We start from the raw sequence: 16,658 nt of genomic DNA, 5'->3' as shown, positions 1-16,658 counted from the left end.
GAGTCAAATCTTCAAGCCTAATTCAAAGATTAACATGAAACAAATTTCTGTTTTAGATACTTCGATTTGTAGCTCTAATTTGGGCGACCAAATTATTATGGATTCAGTCAATAAAATTCTAGAGCCATTATTTGCTGATGCCTTATTTATTCGGATGCCAACCCATGATGTGATCTTTAGAACATCTTATGGGTTAATTAAACGAAGTGCTTTTACATTGGTTGGGGGAACAAATCTTTTATCATCAAATATGAACTCCTATAATCAGTGGAAGGTGGGTTTATGGGATTCATTATTTATTCGAGATATTATTTTAATGGGAGTTGGTTGGTGGCAGTATCAAAAATCAGCTAACCTATATACAAAAATTTTATATCAGAGAATTTTAAGTAAAGATTATCTACATTCGGTGCGAGATGGTTATACTGAAAAGCAGCTAAGAGCGGTAGGTTTTGAAAATGTTATTAATACCGCTTGTCCCACAATGTGGATGTTAAATGAAGAACATTGCCAGCAGATTCCCCAAAATAAGGCGGAATCAGTTTTAGTTACTTTTACGGAATATAATCAGAAAAAAGAATACGATAGAAAATTAATAGATTTACTGTTGACAAAATACGAAAACGTCTATTTTTGGACACAACAACCCAAAGATTATCCTCATATGCAGGCATTAGGAGGAGAAAGCGTTATTTATTTGAGTCCTAGTCTCAACGCTTTAGATACGCTTTTGCAAAAGAAGGATGTGGATTATATTGGGACGCGATTACACGCTGGGATTCGCGCTCTACAACACCAACGACGGACCCTCATTTTAGCAGTGGATAATCGCGCTTTAGAAATTGCTAATGATACGAATTTGCCTGTCATTAGACGCGAAGATTTAGAGGCGATCGCATCTTGGATTACTACCCCCAGTGAAACCCATATTACCTTGCCCCAAGAGAATATCAAAACTTGGACGCAGCAGTTTGTATCTTGAAAAGTATCCAGCTAAATCCCCCCTAAGTACATCCTATGGTTCACCCTTTAATTATTAGTACCTCGGATATTGATGGAGGAGCAGCGAAGGCCAGCTATCGTCTGCATCGAGGGTTACAAAGCATTGATGTTCCATCTCAAATGTTAGTCCGAGCTAAATTCAGTGGGGATTCCACGGTGGTGGCCAATAAAACCCCTATCGCACGTCTCGGATCACAGTTTGATCACCTTCCCTTACGGTTTTATCCACAGCGAGATCGGGCGATGTTTTCCTGTCAATGGTTTCCCGATCGCATAACTCCTGCGATCGCGCAACTCCAACCCGATATCCTCAACTTACACTGGATCAACAACGGTTATCTCCAACTTGAAACCTTACCCAAGCTCAAAAAAACCATGGTTTGGACGTTACACGATATGTGGGGGTTTACCGGAGGATGTCATTATAGCCGAGATTGCGATCGCTATACCCAAAATTGTGGCCATTGTCCCCACCTCCAGAGCAATTCTGCTTGGGATGTCTCCCGATGGATTTGGCAACGGAAAGCAAAAATTTTCCCCCAACTCAACCTCACCATTGTCACTCCCAGTCATTGGTTAGCAAAATGCGCTCAAACCAGTCCTCTCCTAGCGGAAACCCCAGTTAAAGTTATTCCCAATGGCATTGATACGCAAGTCTATAAACCCATAACACGCTCTCTCGTCCGTCAGATTTTGAACTTACCAACAAATAAAAAATTGATTCTGTTTGGTGCAATGGGAGCAACCCGCGATCCCCGTAAAGGCTTTTCCTATTTACAGGAAGCGTTACAAAAACTCAGCTACACGACTCACTCAGACTCCATCGAACTCCTAATTTTTGGAGCTTCTCAACCCACTAATCCCCCCCAACTTGGCTTTTCGACTCGTTATTTAGGCCGCTTTCAAGACGATCTCTCCCTTGCATTAGTTTATGCCGCGGCGGATGTCTTTGTTGTACCGTCCACCCAAGAAAACTTATCTAATACCGTAATGGAAGCCATTGCCTGTGGAACTCCCTGTGTGGCCTTTGGGATTGGGGGAATGAGTGACATGATCGAACATAAGCAAAATGGTTATTTGGCACAACCTTACGAAACTGAGGATTTAGCCCAAGGGATTGGTTGGGTATTGGCCGATGAACAACGTCATGCTCAACTTGGCGATCGCGCTAGAACTAAAACCGAACAAGAATTTACCCTGCAACACCAAGCTCGGCAGTATCAGCAACTATTTACTGAGATTCTTGCGCGATCGTGCTAAGTCGTAAATTTCCAGCAACTTTTCATAATTCACCTGTGCTGTATAGTGAGTTTCATAGGCGAAACGAGCCTCTTTTCGCATCTGTGCTACTGCTTGAGGATGAGAGAATATCCAATCTACCTTAGCCGCTAAATCCTCCGCATCCCCCAAGGCAAAATGTAATCCTGTGCGGCCTTCCTCCACTAATTCTGCGATCGCGCCAATTTGCGTGACAATCACTGGAGTCCCTACCGCAAACGCCTCAATCACCACCCGTCCAAAGGTTTCATACCATACCGACGGAACAATCACGACTGTAGCTTTCTGCATCAAGCGATACACTTCCTCTAAAGTACAACCACCCAAATAATCCACCTGAGGCCACCGTTGTACGACTTCTTTCACATATCCCACTAACGGCCCCTCACCCACCACCTTTAAGGGAATATCAGAGGACAAATATTCCCAACTTTGTAACAACACATCTAAACCCTTTTCTTGAGATAACCGTCCTACAAACAAAGCATATCCTCCTTGACCATTTCCCCTCCCAGGATCAGGAAAGACAAAATGCGGCTTAACCACAATTTTGTCACTTGGTAATCCCCCCTCAATAAACTTTTCTCTCGCAAATTCCGTTAGCGCAATATATATATCCACCAAATTCTGCCAAGTTCCCCACAAACGGTGAGTGGTCAACATGGCAGCCGTCGTCAATGTAGCGGCTCGACTTTGACGATAACAAGCATGAATCACTATCCGTTAATGCGATCGCGGATTCTACCTGAACCGACTGACCCCCTAAACCCCGAATGCGTCTGGCCGTATCCTCAGTCGTCGCGTCGCCTTAATCACTTGGCTCTGTCGTACCGTTAAATGCGTAAACGGATCTAACTCCCCAAGACGATGAGTCAAACACCGTAACCGCTCGTACAGTTTTGCCCGTCCACTAAAATCTCGCCAAAACGGTTGAGGGACTGTTTCTCCACCTCCCACTGGCCCCCAAACAAAAGGAATTGGTAACAGTGACAAAAAACTCGGCGTTGAATACCGAACATAAGTCACATGATGTACCAAATCAAAACCAATTTGACGATGCAAGCGACGACCCACCCAATACGCTTGCAATTGCCATAAATAATAGTGAACATTCCTAGGGCCTAAACCCCATTGCCATCCTCCAGCCCAAAACGGAACGGTAAAATAAACAAACTGTAAATTCGGGTTGGGACGACGGACTAACTCAGCCTCAATTTGAGCTTTACTCTCATCCGGTCGAGTCAACACCCAAACCCGATGAAATTGGGCAATTTTCCAAGCCACGTTCCAACCAACCCCCGGCTCTGAGCCACGACCCGGTTCACAAGAATACGCAGATAGGAGAATTTTGAGGGACTGTTGAGGGGCGGTGAACCGTTCTGCACTGTTCATAAAACCCAGACCCCCTATACACCTACTTTACTCGCAGGAATCTTTACTCGCAGGAATGGCGATGTTATTTCCTGTTTGAGGAGTATCTACTTTTACGAGTTCTCCCACAGAATTTAATTTAAAAAAATGATAGTTTAAATCTTGTAAAATGCGAGTCACACCTTCCTTAGATAAATTCAGTCTTCCCATTGCCCGTTTACTAACTTCAAACAGCAGAATAGGCGACATTTCCTTTAGCATCATCTGCCCCCCCTGTAACACCAATTCTTCAGCACCTTCTACATCTAACTTGATCATATCAACACGCTCTAAGTTTTCGTCAGCCGCTAAATGATCAAGCGTTATTGTTGCCACTTCTTCAAATTCACCTTGGGATTGAGCTTCACCTCCAATGGAATAACTATTGGGAGCATTATCAATATGATAGAGACGGGTTACCCCTTTTTGATTAGATAATGCTGCTTGAAAGAGCTTAGTATTATCCATCTGGTTAATTTTCTTATTCCGTGACAAAACAGCAAAGGACTCATTACCGGGTTCAAAAGCAAACACTTTGCCCGACTTTCCCACCACTTGACTCGCTAAAACGGTATAAATGCCAAAGTTAGCCCCCCCATCAATAAACACTTGTCCTTCAGAGAGCGTTTTTTGAATATAGGCTAACTCAGGATCATAGTCTTCTCGCAATAAAAAAATTCCCGTAGAACCAGCCCTTCTAAATTTAGGCGGTACATAAAATTTACAGCCCCATTTCGGTAACTTAATAACCGCCGATACCCCAAACGTACAATGTACCATCCAAGTCCCTAATCGCCACAAGGTAATGGCAGGAGCTTTTTTAAAAGCTGGATGTTTCTTTAAATCATTCCAGCGAGTGTTAATATAGCTGAAGTCTATCACCATTTTTGGATTATGATTGATTTTTATGAACTGAAAACGGGGTCTAGGGAGCAAAAATTCCAATTTAAATGTGCGACAGCTTACCTATTATGCTATTATGTTTTGAATATAATGTCAAACTTTTTTTGTATATCGCATTTTCAGAATCCTTCAAAAATTATTCTTGCCTGACTAAGACCACAGAGCGTATAACCTCTATCTTTGATTAGTACAAAAAAACTAAGCTGTTATTCATTTATTTTTTTAGCCCAAATCCCTTGTGGCAAGGGGTCTAGGGAGCAAAAATCCCAATTTAAATGTGCGACAGCTTAGCTAAATTAGATAAGTTGTTTGTATTGACTTTTTTAAATCGTCAGATCAAATGTTCTAAATTCTAAAAGTTCCCTTCCCAAAAGCAATTTAGGGTGAATATTGTGTAAGTGTTAACGCTATAATGCAATGAAAATAGGAGACTATTTATGGCTGATTGGACTCTAAAAACCCCAGTAACATTCTTTATCTTTAACCGACCCAAAACGACTGAGAGAGTATTTGAAGCGATCCGCCAAGCTCAACCCCCAAAACTTTTTGTTATTGCTGACAGCCCTCGACCGGATAAACCAGAAGATATCGATAAATGTAAAGCAGCAAAAGCTATTATTGATCGTGTTGATTGGAATTGCGAAGTTGTCAAAAACTATGCCGACCAAAATTTAGGCTGTGGTCGTCGCATATCAAGCGGTATTACATGGGTTTTTGAACAAGTAGAAGAAGCAATTTTCTTAGAAGATGATTGCTTACCGAACTTAGATTTTTTTTACTTTTGTGAGCAAATGCTTGATCAGTATCGAGAAGATCGAAGAGTCATGACAATTTCCGGTAGTAATTTATTGGGGGAATGGAAATCACATATCCAAAGCTATCACTTTTCCTATTATGGAGGGATTTGGGGCTGGGCTTCTTGGAGAAGAGCTTGGCAATATTTTGATTACCAGATCAAACTATGGGTAGATGATGAAATCCGTAAACGCATTCGAGATGTTTTAGCTAGTGATACCCAATTTAAAACAATGGAGAAAATATATTGGACAACTTACAATAACTCGTCCAATATCAGTTGGTGGGCTTATCAGTGGGGATTTGCACATTTAGTTCAATCTGGACTATTTATTGTACCGGCTGTTAATTTAATTCGTAATATTGGATTTTCAGAAGATGCAACACATACAGCATCTGCTAATTCAGATTTGTCTATCCCGAATACTAATTTATCAACTCCTTACAAATGGAATGAATTTACAGCCGTTGATCGAGAATTTGACAGACTATTTTATAACAAAATTATGAAAGAAAAAAATCTACTCGATAAAATTCAAAATAAGGTTAATCGAATAATATGAATGTACTCTAAAAAATGAAAACTTGCGTAACTTTGAAAAGCGAACGTTATTTCAATTTTAATTGGGAATCACCTCCATAGGAATGTTCGGTTTAATATTTAAATTTTCGGCTAGATCGGTTATGGAATCCTGACAAACTGCAATTAAACCATCTCCATAGGGGTAGGTATAGCGCATTAAAAAGGGGAGAAAACGCATTCGCAGTTGGTGACGAAGCTCAATCCCGGCCTCTAGGCTGATAATATTATGTTCGCCAATGATCACTTTGGTGGAGGTGCGGGCTAACAACTTCGACCAAATGGCAACTACGTTAAAATACCAAGGCATGGGAAAAATAACATCGGGTTGCTGCGTGTTGATATAACGAACCAGTGGCCCGATCGCGCTAATCGCTCGTGGTACATTAAGAGACACCAGATTTAACTCTGGATAGCGTGCTTTTTCCGCTTCTGTAACCTTGAGCAGCACCAGATCACAGTGATACCCTAACTCAGTAAACCCCCGTGCTAAGGTTGTTCCTAAGTTGGTAAATGCTCCTCCGTCTAAACCATGGGTAAATATGGCAACTTTTTGAATGGTCATAGGATTCCTAGCTGACGATCGCTAGAGAATTGATAGTCTTCCCCGATCCCTACGGGAATCTAAGGAGTCTATCTCACCCTTTTGGGAATTTCCTCTCAGTATAATCCGATCTACTCTGATCTGAAAACAAAAATTTTCATTTCCTCTTGTCTTATCGTTAATGCAATCGAAAACTAGCGAATATGATTATTGCTCCTGTTGCTTCTCCTCCCGTCACCCAACTGGGAAACCCCTTGAGTATCGCTCCCATGATGGATCGGACCGATCGCCATTTTCGGTATTTTCTGCGACAGATTACCCGTCACACTCTGCTTTATACGGAGATGGTAACATCTCAGGCGATTATTCATGGCGATCGCAAAAAACTCTTAGACTTCTCCCCCGCAGAAAAACCCCTTGTCCTACAAATTGGAGGGGATGATCCCACACAACTGGGAATTTGTGCCGAAATTGCCGAAGAATACGGCTATGATGAAGTGAACCTCAATGTCGGGTGTCCCAGTAGTCGAGTCCAGAGTGGCAATTTTGGGGCCTGTTTGATGCAGCAACCGGAAGTCGTGGCCGAAGCAGTGGCCGCGATGCAGCAGCGTGTTTCTATCCCAGTGACAGTCAAGCATCGTATTGGGGTGGACGACTGCGATCGCTACCAAAACCTAGCCAACTTCGTACATACTGTAGCAGAAGCCGGGTGTCAGCGTTTCACCGTCCATGCCCGAAAAGCCTGGTTACAGGGATTAAGTCCCAAAGAAAACCGCAATGTCCCCCCATTACGTTATGAGGACGTTTATCGACTCAAACAGGACTTCCCCCACCTATTCATTGAAATTAACGGAGGAATCACCACCAAAGCGCAAATTCAACAGCATCTTCAGCAAGTGGATGCAGTGATGATCGGTCGTGCGGCCTATGATAACCCCTATCTCCTCGCAACAGTAGATCAGGAGATTTACGGAGACACAACTCCCCCTCGGACTCGTCATGAGGTGATGGAGGCTATGTTTCCCTATCTGGAATATTGGTTAGGTCAGGGGATGAAGTTAAATAGTTTGATGCGTCATTATTTACAACTGTTTGCGGGACAACCGGGGACAAAAGCCTGGAAACGCTATCTGAGTGAAAATGCTCATTTACCTGGTGCGAATGTGGACACGGTAAAAGCAGCTTTGGAATTAGTTGATAGTTGATAGTTGATAATTGAAAAAAGAACCAAGAACAAATAACCCAATTAACTTAAAACAGTCCGATCTAGTCCTAACCGACGTAAGGCATTCGTGGCGGCTTGTTTTTCTGCTTCTTTTTTGCTTTTTCCTTTCCCTTTCCCATACACCTGTCCCTCAACCATTACTTTCGCTGTAAATTCTTTGTCGTGGTCTGGGCCGGTTTCGCTGATAATTTCGTAGATGGGATTATCTTTACTGATATATTTTAACATCCATTGCTGAAGGCGGCTTTTGGGGTCGATATGGGGGGAGTCTTCATACTGTTTAGGGGTTGCGTCGGTTTTAATAGCAGAAGCGATGAGAGGTTCTAAATATTGTCTAACGGCCTCTATCCCTTGGTCTAAATAATACGCGCCTAAAATAGCTTCTAAAGTATCACTTAATACAGACGGTTTTTGTCGGCTTCCATCCCGTTCTGCACCTTTCCCTAATTGTATTTTATCCCCTAAGTTTAAATCTTGGGCAAAGCAAAATAATTGGGCTTCATCGACTAATTTTGATCGTTGTCGAGTGATTTCTCCTTCGGGTAAGTCAGGATAGGTTTTATATAAGTAAGAGGTGACAATAAAGTTAAGAACACTATCCCCTAAGATTTCTAGTCTTTCATTATCTTCAAGGTTGGGGTGTTCGTTGACGTAAGAACGATGAGTTAAGGCGGTTTCTAATAGTTGTTTGTTTTTGAATTTTGGTAAATTGGGCATTTTTATTATTCCTTTTGCTATCTTTAGTTTCCCAATTCCCAAGACCATGGGGTATTGTTTGCTTGAGTTATAATATATTGACTGATTATTAAGTAATTGTTCTAGTTGGGATGTAACTGTTCAGCTATTATTGATCGGTGTGTAGTAAGCCCTGGGTTTAAACCCAAGGCTTAATTTACAAGGATTTTAGACGATAATCTCCTTGGGAGAAAACCGATTATCCTTTGAGTTTTTTGCCGAGGAGTTGGTTGGTTAATTTGGGGTCGGCACGGCCACTGGTTTTTTTCATGATTTGACCAACAAAAAAGCCTTGTAACTTGGTTTTACCGTTGCGGAATTTCTCCACTTTGTCGGGATTTTCCGCGAGGAGTTCATCGATCATTTTCTCTAGTTCTCCTGTGTCAGAAATTTGGGTCATTCCCTTACTTTCGACAAATTTTTCGAGGGACTCAATTTCTGTGGTCAGGAGTTCAGGGAGGATTTCTTTGGCAATTTTACCGCTAATTGTGCCTTTCTCAATGAGTTGCACCAATTCGGCTAGAATGGCGGGTTTTAAGGCAATTTCGGTGATGGTGAGTTTTTCACTGTTGAGGTAGGCCGCAATGTCTCCCATGACCCAATTCGCCACTTGTTTGGGGTCAGCATCTAGGGCAATGGCCGCTTCAAAATATTCGGTCGTGGTTCGGTCATCGGTGAGGACTCGCGCATCATAGGCCGATAACCCGAATTGTTCTTCATACCGATGGCGTTTTTCGGCGGGGAGTTCAGGGAGTTCTGATTTCCATTGTTCTAGTTGTTCGGGGGAGACTTCGATGGGAGGGAGATCAGGTTCGGGGAAATAGCGATAATCACTTGATCCCTCTTTACTCCGCATGGAGATAGTTTTTTGACTCCCTTCTTCCCAGAGGCGGGTTTCTTGGAAGATGGGTTTATTGTCCTCAAGACATTTAATTTGCCGTTCGATTTCGTAGTCAATGGCTTTTTGAATGGCACTAAAGGAGTTCATGTTCTTAATCTCGACTTTAGTCCCAAATTCTGTTTGTCCCACTGGCCGCACAGAAATATTCACATCACAACGGAGGGACCCTTCTTGCATATTGCCGTCACTAATGCCTAAATACCGGACAATGCGACGTAATTCTTGGCCATATTCGGCGGCCTCCTCTCCGGTGCGGATATCGGGTTCAGAGACGATTTCCAGGAGGGGGACTCCTGCGCGGTTAAAATCGACAAGGGAGTGGGTGGACCCGGACAAGCGATCGCTGCCTGCATGGACTAATTTCCCTGCATCTTCTTCCATGTGCAGGCGAGTGATGCCGATTTTTTTGCGGATGGGTTCATCGTCTTGCACTAACTCAATTTCTAACCATCCGTGTTCTGCGATGGGTAAGTCGTATTGAGAGATTTGATAATTTTTCGGTAAATCGGGATAAAAATACTGTTTGCGGTCAAATTTACTATAAGGGGCGATTTGGCAATTTAAGGCGAGTCCGGCTTTAACGGCATATTCGAGGACTTTTTCGTTTAATACCGGGAGAACCCCAGGATATCCCAAACAGATGGGAGAGACGTTGGTGTTGGGGGGTGCGCCAAATTCCGTCGAAATGGGACTAAAAATTTTAGTCTTGGTGTTCAATTGACAATGGGTTTCTAACCCAATGACGGCTTCATATTTGGTTTTAACGGGTGCGGCTGTAGTCATATTACAGTAATCAGTAATCAGTAATCAGTAATCAGTAATCAGTGAGATCAGCCCTTAATCATGAGGTTTTCCAGAGTTGGCTCTGCTCGAACGTATCCCGGTAATGTTATACAATACTCAGTTTTCGATGGCATAGGATCGATTTTGGCTATTTTCCCATTTTAAAGGCCATCGCCCCCTTTGGGAGTCTCAGCCCTTTAGGGTTTCCTGCCCCTGTAACTGCCTCTGTAACCAGTAGGTTTGCATCTCCCCTTTCCCTTTCACGTCCACCAGTCCTCGCGGTTCAAAGCTAAACTGGTCTTTGAGGCGTTCATACACTGTCTCTGTCACCTGAATTTTTCCAGGTAAACTACTCGACTCCATGCGGGAGGCAATATTCACCGTATCCCCCCAGAGATCGTAACTAAATTTACTCAACCCTAGCACTCCAGCGACTACGGCCCCGGCATGAATGCCAATGCGCACTTCAATATTTTCCCCGGTTTCCTGATTATATTGGGCGAGTACCTGCTGCATTTTCAAGGCCATGCAGGCTGTACACACGACGATATCTTCATTCTCCTCTGTATTCTTCTCCGTGGCAACACTGGTGGGGACTCCCCCCACCACCATATAAGCGTCTCCGATGGTTTTGATTTTTTCTAGCCCGTATTGATCACTGAGTTGATCAAACTCGGAAAAAATTACATTGAGAATTTCCACCAATTCGGCAGGGGTTTTTTGGCTGGAAAACTCCGTAAACCCGACTAAATCGGCAAATAAGACCGTGACTTCCGTTAATTGGTCAGCAATGGGACTTTCGCCCTGTTGGAGGCGTTTGGCGATGGTTTGGGGTAGGATATTGAGGAGGAGTTGTTCGGTTTGGGCTTTTTGTTCTTGGAGTTCTTCTTCGATTTGTTTCCGTTGGATTAATTCTCCCAGTTGGGTAGCGATCGCATCAACTAATTCCACCGTTCGCGGTTGATAGGGACTGGCCTGGGTTTGATAAAAAATCAACACCGCCACTACCTCCTCATCGGCTAAAATTGGCACACCAAAGGCCGCCTTTAACCCCGTTTCTGCCGCCACTTGGCAACGGTGAAACACAGATTCCGGTTCACGGGAACAATCTTCCAACCATTCAGGGGTGCGAGATTGCCACACCCGGCCTGGCAGTCCTGAGCCTATCCTAAAGGTGAGGGTTTGGCTATATTGCCAGAAGGTTTCAAAGGACGAATCATGGCTGTGATTGCTGGTAATACAAGTTAATGTCGTTGAATCGGGGTTAGAGAGCCAGGCTTCGCCGTAGTCCCAGAGAATATACTGACAGACTAACTCTAGAATAGACGCGATCGCAATTTTCAGCGACTCCTCCCGACTCAACGCCTGAGTCACATCCAACAGGAGACGAGTTTCCCGTTGAGCTTGTTGGAGTTGTTCATTTTGGCCCTTGAGGGTTTCATTTTGTTGCTGGAGTTGTTTTTGCAGCGATCGTAACATTAACTGATTTTCCACCCTCGCCAACACCTCCTCGGTTTGAAACGGTTTACTCACATAGTCCACCCCCCCAGCACGAAAGGCTTTCGCCTTATCCTCTCCCTCCGTCAACGCACTTAAAAAGATCACAGGAATATCATGGGTGTTGGAATTCTCTTTCAGTTGTTGACAGACTTCATACCCATCGAGATCAGGCATCATAATGTCTAGCAGAATAAGATCGGGGGTAAATCGTTCTAAACTCGCCAAGGCCATTGTGCCATTGGGAGCTAAACGCACCTCATATCCGGCTTTTTTGAGAACAAAGGACAATAAACGCAAGTTATTGGGCAGATCATCAACGACCAAAATAATGCCTTTCTCCTCGGTCGCTGGAGCATCAGTCATGATTAGGTTATTCCGGGACGCTACTTATCTTATCTACGATTCTGTCACATTAGGGGAGAATCAGTAATCGGTCATGGGGAATTGGTAAACAGGGAACAGTTGTTACTCCCCATCTCCCCTATCTCCCGACTCCCGACTCCCCCATCTCCCCATCTCCCGACGCTCCCCCTGCTCCCTAAGCTCAATCACTGATAGGATAAAACATATCCTGAAGTAATATTGATTTGAGAAGATTTTATGTCTATACGATCATTACTCTCTCGTGTTGTTGCCTTGGCTTTAGTGGCGGCGATCGCCTTAACCGGATGCGGAACGAACAGTGAAACCGGACTCACCGGAAACTATCGCCAAGATACCCTTACCGTCATTGAAAATTTAAACACCTTAATCGAAACCCCGGAAGACTCCCCCAAACTCGAAGATATCCGCGACACAGCCCGTCAGCAAATTAACGAATATACCGCCCAATATCGTCGAGATAACCAAGTCTCTGGCCTGCGGTCCTTCACCACCATGCAAACCGCCCTCAATAGTTTAGCGGGCTTTTATAGCACCTACGGTGAACGGCCCTTGTCCGACAAATTGAAAAAACGCTTAAAACAAGAATTCCGGGATGTGGAAATCTCCCTCAAACGCGGATTTTAACCCCATTCTCGTTTAATATGAGTTCCCATTTCCCTCCACAGCAATCAACTGGGAGGGAATTTTTTCTATTGTGTGTCTGCTAGGATGGCGGTTAGCTTCGAGCAACACTAGAAAAAAACAGAGATTTAGGGGTTTTGCTCATCACCCCTGAAAAATAAATCGTTCGCTACTCATTCCTACCGAAAAACCAACATGACAAGGGGACAACATTTCTGGACCAAGATCACATCAGGATTAGCCCTCAGCAGTATCCTTGCTTGGCCCTTCACGGGGATATTACCGACCTTAGCCCAAACCCAAGGGGCCTATTGTCGTCTCTCTCAGGATGCGATCGCGCGCAAAGAACAACTCCGCCAACAAGCCTTCCAAGGCAATGCCCAAGCCAAAACCCAATATCAAACCCTCCTACAACAACACGCCCAAGCCTTACAACAATGCAGATCACGTAATTGGCCTCGACAACAAGCCATTTGGCTACGTCTCTACCCCTGTGACGCAAAACCAGGGGCGTTAGACAAAGTTCTCGATGATATTGTCAACAAAGGCTATAACGAAGTCTATATTGAAGTCTTCTACGACTCCCAAGTCCTACTCCCCGAAGCCGATAACCCCACCCCCTGGCCCTCCGTTGTCCGGTCTCCTGGGGCCGAAAATGTCGATCTCTTTGCCGATGCCCTCCAAAAAGCCCGGGCCCGAGGTCTCCGCCCCTATGCCTGGCTATTCAGCATGAACTTTGGTTACGCCTACTCTGCCCGGCCTGACCGCCAAAATGTCCTCGCCCGCAACGGCAAAGGCCAAACCAGCATCGAATACGTCCCCGACGGGTCCCAAGCCTTTATCGACCCCTACAACCGCCAAGCCCAACTAGACTATTACAGCATCCTACGAGAAGTGATTGAACGCCGTCCCGATGGAGTCCTCTTTGACTATATTCGCTACCCCAGAGGCGAAGGGACCGACTCGGTGGCCGCCAATGTCCAAGACCTGTGGATTTATGGATCAGCCTCTCGCGCCGCCCTCCTGGACCGGGCCCGCAATAACCAAGGCCGAGAATTAATTAACCGTTTCCTCAACCAAGGGTCTATTAGTGGGGCAGATGTCCAAGCCGTCCGTCGTCAATACCCCAACGATGGGAGTCCCCAATGGCAGGGAAAAGGAGGCGGCAGTTTACAACAGGAACTCTGGTCTCTCACCTTAGCCCATGCAGCCCAAGGGGTGATTAATTTTCTTGACCAAGCCTCCTCGGTGGTGATGCGGGCTGGCATTCCAGCAGGGGCTGTCTTTTTCCCAGGTGGCAATAAACCTGTAGGCCGCCAAGGGTTTGACTCTCGCCTTCAACCCTGGGATAGTTTCTCCCCCAATTTAGAATGGCATCCCATGTCCTATGCCCTCTGTGGCAGTCCCAATTGCATTGTAGAGGAGGTAGAACGGGTCATTAACCGGGCCAATGGCAACACGCGCATTGTCCCCGCATTAGCCGGATATTGGGGACGGTGGGATGAAGACCGCCCCCCCTTAGAAACCCAAATGCAAGCCATCCGCCGTCAAGCCTCCGAGATCAATTCGGTGAGTCATTTTGCCTATTCTTGGCAAGAACCCGAAATCGACCACGCGAGGCGGTTTTGTGAGTTATAGGGTGGGTTGCCAGTTGTTGGTGTTTTGTCCCACCCCTAGCATTAATTTCCTTTGATTCTCCTCCTTTTTCCCTCGCAAAGGGGGAGAATTTAGGGGTAAACACATCTAATAATGTTAATGTTAATGTTAATAATGTTAATATTAATAATGTTATCCTTCTGATTTAACGAGGCTTTCAAAATCTGCTAACAGTCGATTGGGGACTAAAAAAATCATCTTAACTTTATGATTAACGGGTTGTGACTCAATTTTGACAAACTGGGGCGGTAGATGAGAACGACTGATATCCTTAGACTTTACAAATGCAAAGCAAGAAAAGTTCACAGATTCAATAAATTTCAGCAGTTGTTTTTCTGGATAGGCTTCTGAAAGAATTAAAGGTTGATCGCGGAGTATTAAATTTTTTCCCCCTCTAAGAATCTCAAAGTCTGCTCCTTCAGCATCCGTTTTTATACAGGATACTGTCAAGTTTGGATACTCTGACATTAAATTATCTAGAGTATTTACCTTAACTTCTATAGAATTATCGTGAGAGTTAGTCCGAACCAAAGAATTCACTTCCGGTGTAATACTTAGATTGAGTTTCATCACTCCTGATTGGGAATACAAGGCTTCTTGAATGATGAAAGTATTGGAAAACTGGGTAAGATTTTTTTTTAAATTTTCTACCACTCTTGGATCGGGTTCAAAAATATATACTTCCTTAGATGATGGAGCAGCAAGCAAGCTATAATAGCCAATGTTTGCTCCCACATCTAAAAAAGACTTATCCTGCTCTAAAAAATTAAGTAAAATCGCTTCGCTCCCCCAATCCACTTTATTTTTCTTTAAAAAAACTTCTGTTCCAAACTGGCTAGACCAAGGAAGAATCATTTCAATATTATTCATTAAGCGAATTTTTTGATCAATTTTGAGGAGTTTATACAATCTTCTTAAAGAATAACGGTACACAAAATTAAAATAACCCACTTCACGAGCCAGACGCAAAAAATAATTGAGAGTGGAGAGAAGCATAGTATCGTAATGGATTTGAGTATTTTTTATTAAGTATATGGCATAGGACATAATTTGTAAACATGAGTCTGCTGAATCCCCATTCTGTAAAGATTGAGTCTGAACATATTGTTTTTCACCAATAAGAGCATATTGCTATAGAGGTTCACAGCACAGTTGGATTAAGAGAGAGCGAGAGAGATAACGCACCCTTAGAAAACTGAGGCGTTGCGCTCACTGAGTCTGAATTGGTAGTTTGAGGTTAAGATTCCCCCTAGTCCCCTCCCCTCTGTGGCAAAATCCACTAAGATGATTCAGAGTGTCTTACTGTTTCACAAATACTCATGCAGCTTCTTTGGCTTGGTTTAGCAGTTGTTATCCCTCTTTATGGTTTTATTTGCTTTGCGTTGTGGAAATGGCAAAACCGGGTAGTGTTTCTCCCCACTCAGGAGACTTATTCCACCCCGCAAGCAATGGGGATGCCCTATGAGGAGGTCTGGTTAACACTCAATGACCAAGAAAAGTTACACGCTTGGTGGATACCCCAGACGCTAGGGAAGGGGACGGTGCTATTTTTACACGGTAATGGCCTGAATATGAGTGCCTCTCTCAATTTAGTGCAAGCGGTGGTGTTTTATCGCTTGGGTTTATCGGTGTTGATGGTGGACTATCGGGGATATGGGAAAAGTCAGGGGAAACAGTTTCCTACGGAACAACAAGTTTACATGGATGCCCAACGGGCGTTAGAGTATTTAACCCAGGATCGCCAGATCAGTCCCCAGGATATTTTAGTGTATGGTCATTCTTTGGGCGGCGCGATCGCCCTACACCTGGCAACCCACAACCCTGACTTGGCCGCGTTACTCATCCAAAGTTCGTTTACCCGGATGCGCGATATGGCGGACCATGACAAAATTTACAAACTGTTTCCCATTGACTGGTTATTGCGCTATGAGTTTGACTCTCTCAGTCGCGTTAAAACCCTCAATCTGCCGATGTTTTTCATTCATGGGGAAGCAGATCAGCGTGTTCCCTCCTACATGAGTCAGCAACTCTATGAGGCAGCCATTACTCCCATTAAGGATTTATACTTTGTGCCAGGGGCAGATCATGATCATGTCCCTGAATGTGGGGGTGAGACTTATATACAACGAGTCAAAGCGTTTATAAGTCATACGTCGTTAGGACGGTTGATAGTTGATAGTTGATAGTTCTTTGTGAAAAAGGGAACAGGGAACTCCGGAACAGGGAACAGGGAATAAAATATTGTTAGTTTTCTCCATCTCCCCTATCTCCTCCATCTCCCCTATCTCCTCCATCTCCCCTATCTCCCCTATCTCCTCCATCTCCCCTATTACCCATTACC

At 44.1% G+C, this 16,658-nt stretch carries 15 protein-coding genes; 7 read left to right on the top strand and 8 right to left on the bottom strand.

The window, feature by feature from the left end:
* The first annotated feature begins 34 nt into the window (after positions 1 to 34).
* Both PN462_RS22545 and PN462_RS22540 read left to right on the top strand, forming a co-directional pair.
* Positions 35 to 982, top strand: coding sequence for a polysaccharide pyruvyl transferase family protein (locus tag PN462_RS22545; RefSeq protein ID WP_272131106.1), 948 nt, complete (start codon positions 35 to 37; stop codon positions 980 to 982).
* A gap of 35 nt (positions 983 to 1,017) precedes the next feature.
* Complete coding sequence (locus PN462_RS22540) at positions 1,018 to 2,262, top strand: glycosyltransferase family 4 protein (RefSeq protein ID WP_272131105.1); 1,245 nt, start codon at positions 1,018 to 1,020, stop codon at positions 2,260 to 2,262.
* Here PN462_RS22540 and PN462_RS22535 read toward each other — a convergent pair.
* From PN462_RS22535 to PN462_RS22525, 3 genes are read right to left on the bottom strand one after another with little or no spacing between them, the layout of a single operon-like run.
* Entirely contained in the window at positions 2,230 to 2,997 is a 768-nt protein-coding gene (locus tag PN462_RS22535) for a glycosyltransferase family 4 protein (RefSeq protein WP_272131104.1), read from the bottom strand. The two genes, PN462_RS22540 and PN462_RS22535, sit on opposite strands and share 33 nt — an antisense overlap.
* 45 nt (positions 2,998 to 3,042) lie before the next feature.
* Positions 3,043 to 3,672 carry a hypothetical protein gene (locus tag PN462_RS22530; protein WP_272131103.1) on the bottom strand — a complete coding sequence of 210 codons (630 nt, stop codon included), beginning with the start codon at positions 3,670 to 3,672 and terminating at the stop codon, positions 3,043 to 3,045.
* A 27-nt stretch (positions 3,673 to 3,699) separates the two neighbouring features.
* Positions 3,700 to 4,575: an FkbM family methyltransferase gene (locus PN462_RS22525; protein WP_272131102.1), complete on the bottom strand. Its 876-nt coding sequence runs from the start codon at positions 4,573 to 4,575 to the stop codon at positions 3,700 to 3,702.
* A 455-nt stretch (positions 4,576 to 5,030) separates the two neighbouring features.
* On the opposite strand from PN462_RS22525, the gene PN462_RS22520 reads away from it, so the two are divergent.
* Positions 5,031 to 5,951 (top strand): hypothetical protein, encoded by a 921-nt coding sequence (locus tag PN462_RS22520; RefSeq protein ID WP_272131101.1) that lies wholly within the window; start codon positions 5,031 to 5,033, stop codon positions 5,949 to 5,951.
* Positions 5,952 to 6,008: 57 nt separating this feature from the next.
* Here the strand turns inward: PN462_RS22520 and PN462_RS22515 are convergent, their stop codons facing one another.
* The gene (locus PN462_RS22515; RefSeq protein ID WP_272131100.1) at positions 6,009 to 6,533 is read right to left on the bottom strand and encodes a glycosyltransferase; all 525 of its coding nucleotides are present in this window, start codon (positions 6,531 to 6,533) and stop codon (positions 6,009 to 6,011) included.
* Between the two features lie 182 nt (positions 6,534 to 6,715).
* Here PN462_RS22515 and dusA point away from each other — a divergent pair, with 182 nt between their 5' ends.
* Positions 6,716 to 7,717, top strand: a complete 1,002-nt coding sequence (dusA, locus tag PN462_RS22510; protein ID WP_272131099.1) for a tRNA dihydrouridine(20/20a) synthase DusA — start codon at positions 6,716 to 6,718, stop codon at positions 7,715 to 7,717.
* 41 nt (positions 7,718 to 7,758) lie between these two features.
* Here the strand turns inward: dusA and rnc are convergent, their stop codons facing one another.
* The 3 genes from rnc to PN462_RS22495 all read right to left on the bottom strand — a co-directional run bounded on the left by rnc (position 7,759) and on the right by PN462_RS22495 (position 12,019).
* On the bottom strand, positions 7,759 to 8,454 hold the full coding sequence (gene rnc, locus PN462_RS22505) for a ribonuclease III (RefSeq protein WP_272131098.1): 696 nt from the start codon (positions 8,452 to 8,454) through the stop codon (positions 7,759 to 7,761).
* Between the two features lie 217 nt (positions 8,455 to 8,671).
* Positions 8,672 to 10,156 carry an Asp-tRNA(Asn)/Glu-tRNA(Gln) amidotransferase subunit GatB gene (gene gatB / locus PN462_RS22500; RefSeq protein ID WP_272131097.1) on the bottom strand — a complete coding sequence of 495 codons (1,485 nt, stop codon included), beginning with the start codon at positions 10,154 to 10,156 and terminating at the stop codon, positions 8,672 to 8,674.
* A gap of 189 nt (positions 10,157 to 10,345) precedes the next feature.
* Positions 10,346 to 12,019, bottom strand: a complete 1,674-nt coding sequence (locus PN462_RS22495) for an adenylate/guanylate cyclase domain-containing protein (protein WP_272131096.1) — start codon at positions 12,017 to 12,019, stop codon at positions 10,346 to 10,348.
* 237 nt (positions 12,020 to 12,256) lie between these two features.
* Here PN462_RS22495 and psb27 point away from each other — a divergent pair, with 237 nt between their 5' ends.
* Positions 12,257 to 12,664, top strand: a complete 408-nt coding sequence (gene psb27 / locus PN462_RS22490) for a photosystem II protein Psb27 (RefSeq protein WP_272131095.1) — start codon at positions 12,257 to 12,259, stop codon at positions 12,662 to 12,664.
* Positions 12,665 to 12,856: 192 nt separating this feature from the next.
* On the top strand, positions 12,857 to 14,299 hold the full coding sequence (locus PN462_RS22485) for a hypothetical protein (protein WP_272131094.1): 1,443 nt from the start codon (positions 12,857 to 12,859) through the stop codon (positions 14,297 to 14,299).
* A 150-nt stretch (positions 14,300 to 14,449) separates the two neighbouring features.
* Here PN462_RS22485 and PN462_RS22480 read toward each other — a convergent pair whose 3' ends face one another.
* Entirely contained in the window at positions 14,450 to 15,364 is a 915-nt protein-coding gene (locus tag PN462_RS22480) for an FkbM family methyltransferase (RefSeq protein ID WP_272131093.1), read from the bottom strand.
* Between the two features lie 272 nt (positions 15,365 to 15,636).
* On the opposite strand from PN462_RS22480, the gene PN462_RS22475 reads away from it, so the two are divergent.
* Positions 15,637 to 16,500: an alpha/beta hydrolase gene (locus PN462_RS22475; RefSeq protein ID WP_272131092.1), complete on the top strand. Its 864-nt coding sequence runs from the start codon at positions 15,637 to 15,639 to the stop codon at positions 16,498 to 16,500.
* Positions 16,501 to 16,658: the final 158 nt, after the last annotated feature.

This window comes from Spirulina sp. CS-785/01 (assembly GCF_028330525.1).
Classification (GTDB): Bacteria; Cyanobacteriota; Cyanobacteriia; order Cyanobacteriales; family Spirulinaceae; genus JAQMSD01.
The sequence above is the reverse complement of the archived record's forward strand: the minus strand, read 5'-3'. Positions and strand labels throughout refer to the sequence as shown.

Bases quoted from the DNA above. Each gene is read 5' to 3' on its own strand.
- PN462_RS22485 (WP_272131094.1), top strand. From the start codon at position 12,857: ATGACAAGGGGACAACATTTCTGGACCAAGATCACATCAGGATTAGCC.
- gatB (WP_272131097.1), bottom strand. From the start codon at position 10,156: ATGACTACAGCCGCACCCGTTAAAACCAAATATGAAGCCGTCATTGGG.
- dusA (WP_272131099.1), top strand. From the start codon at position 6,716: ATGATTATTGCTCCTGTTGCTTCTCCTCCCGTCACCCAACTGGGAAAC.
- PN462_RS22480 (WP_272131093.1), bottom strand. From the start codon at position 15,364: ATGTCCTATGCCATATACTTAATAAAAAATACTCAAATCCATTACGAT.
- PN462_RS22475 (WP_272131092.1), top strand. From the start codon at position 15,637: ATGCAGCTTCTTTGGCTTGGTTTAGCAGTTGTTATCCCTCTTTATGGT.
- PN462_RS22515 (WP_272131100.1), bottom strand. From the start codon at position 6,533: ATGACCATTCAAAAAGTTGCCATATTTACCCATGGTTTAGACGGAGGA.
- PN462_RS22545 (WP_272131106.1), top strand. From the start codon at position 35: ATGAAACAAATTTCTGTTTTAGATACTTCGATTTGTAGCTCTAATTTG.
- PN462_RS22525 (WP_272131102.1), bottom strand. From the start codon at position 4,575: ATGGTGATAGACTTCAGCTATATTAACACTCGCTGGAATGATTTAAAG.
- PN462_RS22530 (WP_272131103.1), bottom strand. From the start codon at position 3,672: ATGAACAGTGCAGAACGGTTCACCGCCCCTCAACAGTCCCTCAAAATT.
- PN462_RS22495 (WP_272131096.1), bottom strand. From the start codon at position 12,019: ATGACTGATGCTCCAGCGACCGAGGAGAAAGGCATTATTTTGGTCGTT.
- PN462_RS22520 (WP_272131101.1), top strand. From the start codon at position 5,031: ATGGCTGATTGGACTCTAAAAACCCCAGTAACATTCTTTATCTTTAAC.
- PN462_RS22540 (WP_272131105.1), top strand. From the start codon at position 1,018: ATGGTTCACCCTTTAATTATTAGTACCTCGGATATTGATGGAGGAGCA.
- psb27 (WP_272131095.1), top strand. From the start codon at position 12,257: ATGTCTATACGATCATTACTCTCTCGTGTTGTTGCCTTGGCTTTAGTG.
- rnc (WP_272131098.1), bottom strand. From the start codon at position 8,454: ATGCCCAATTTACCAAAATTCAAAAACAAACAACTATTAGAAACCGCC.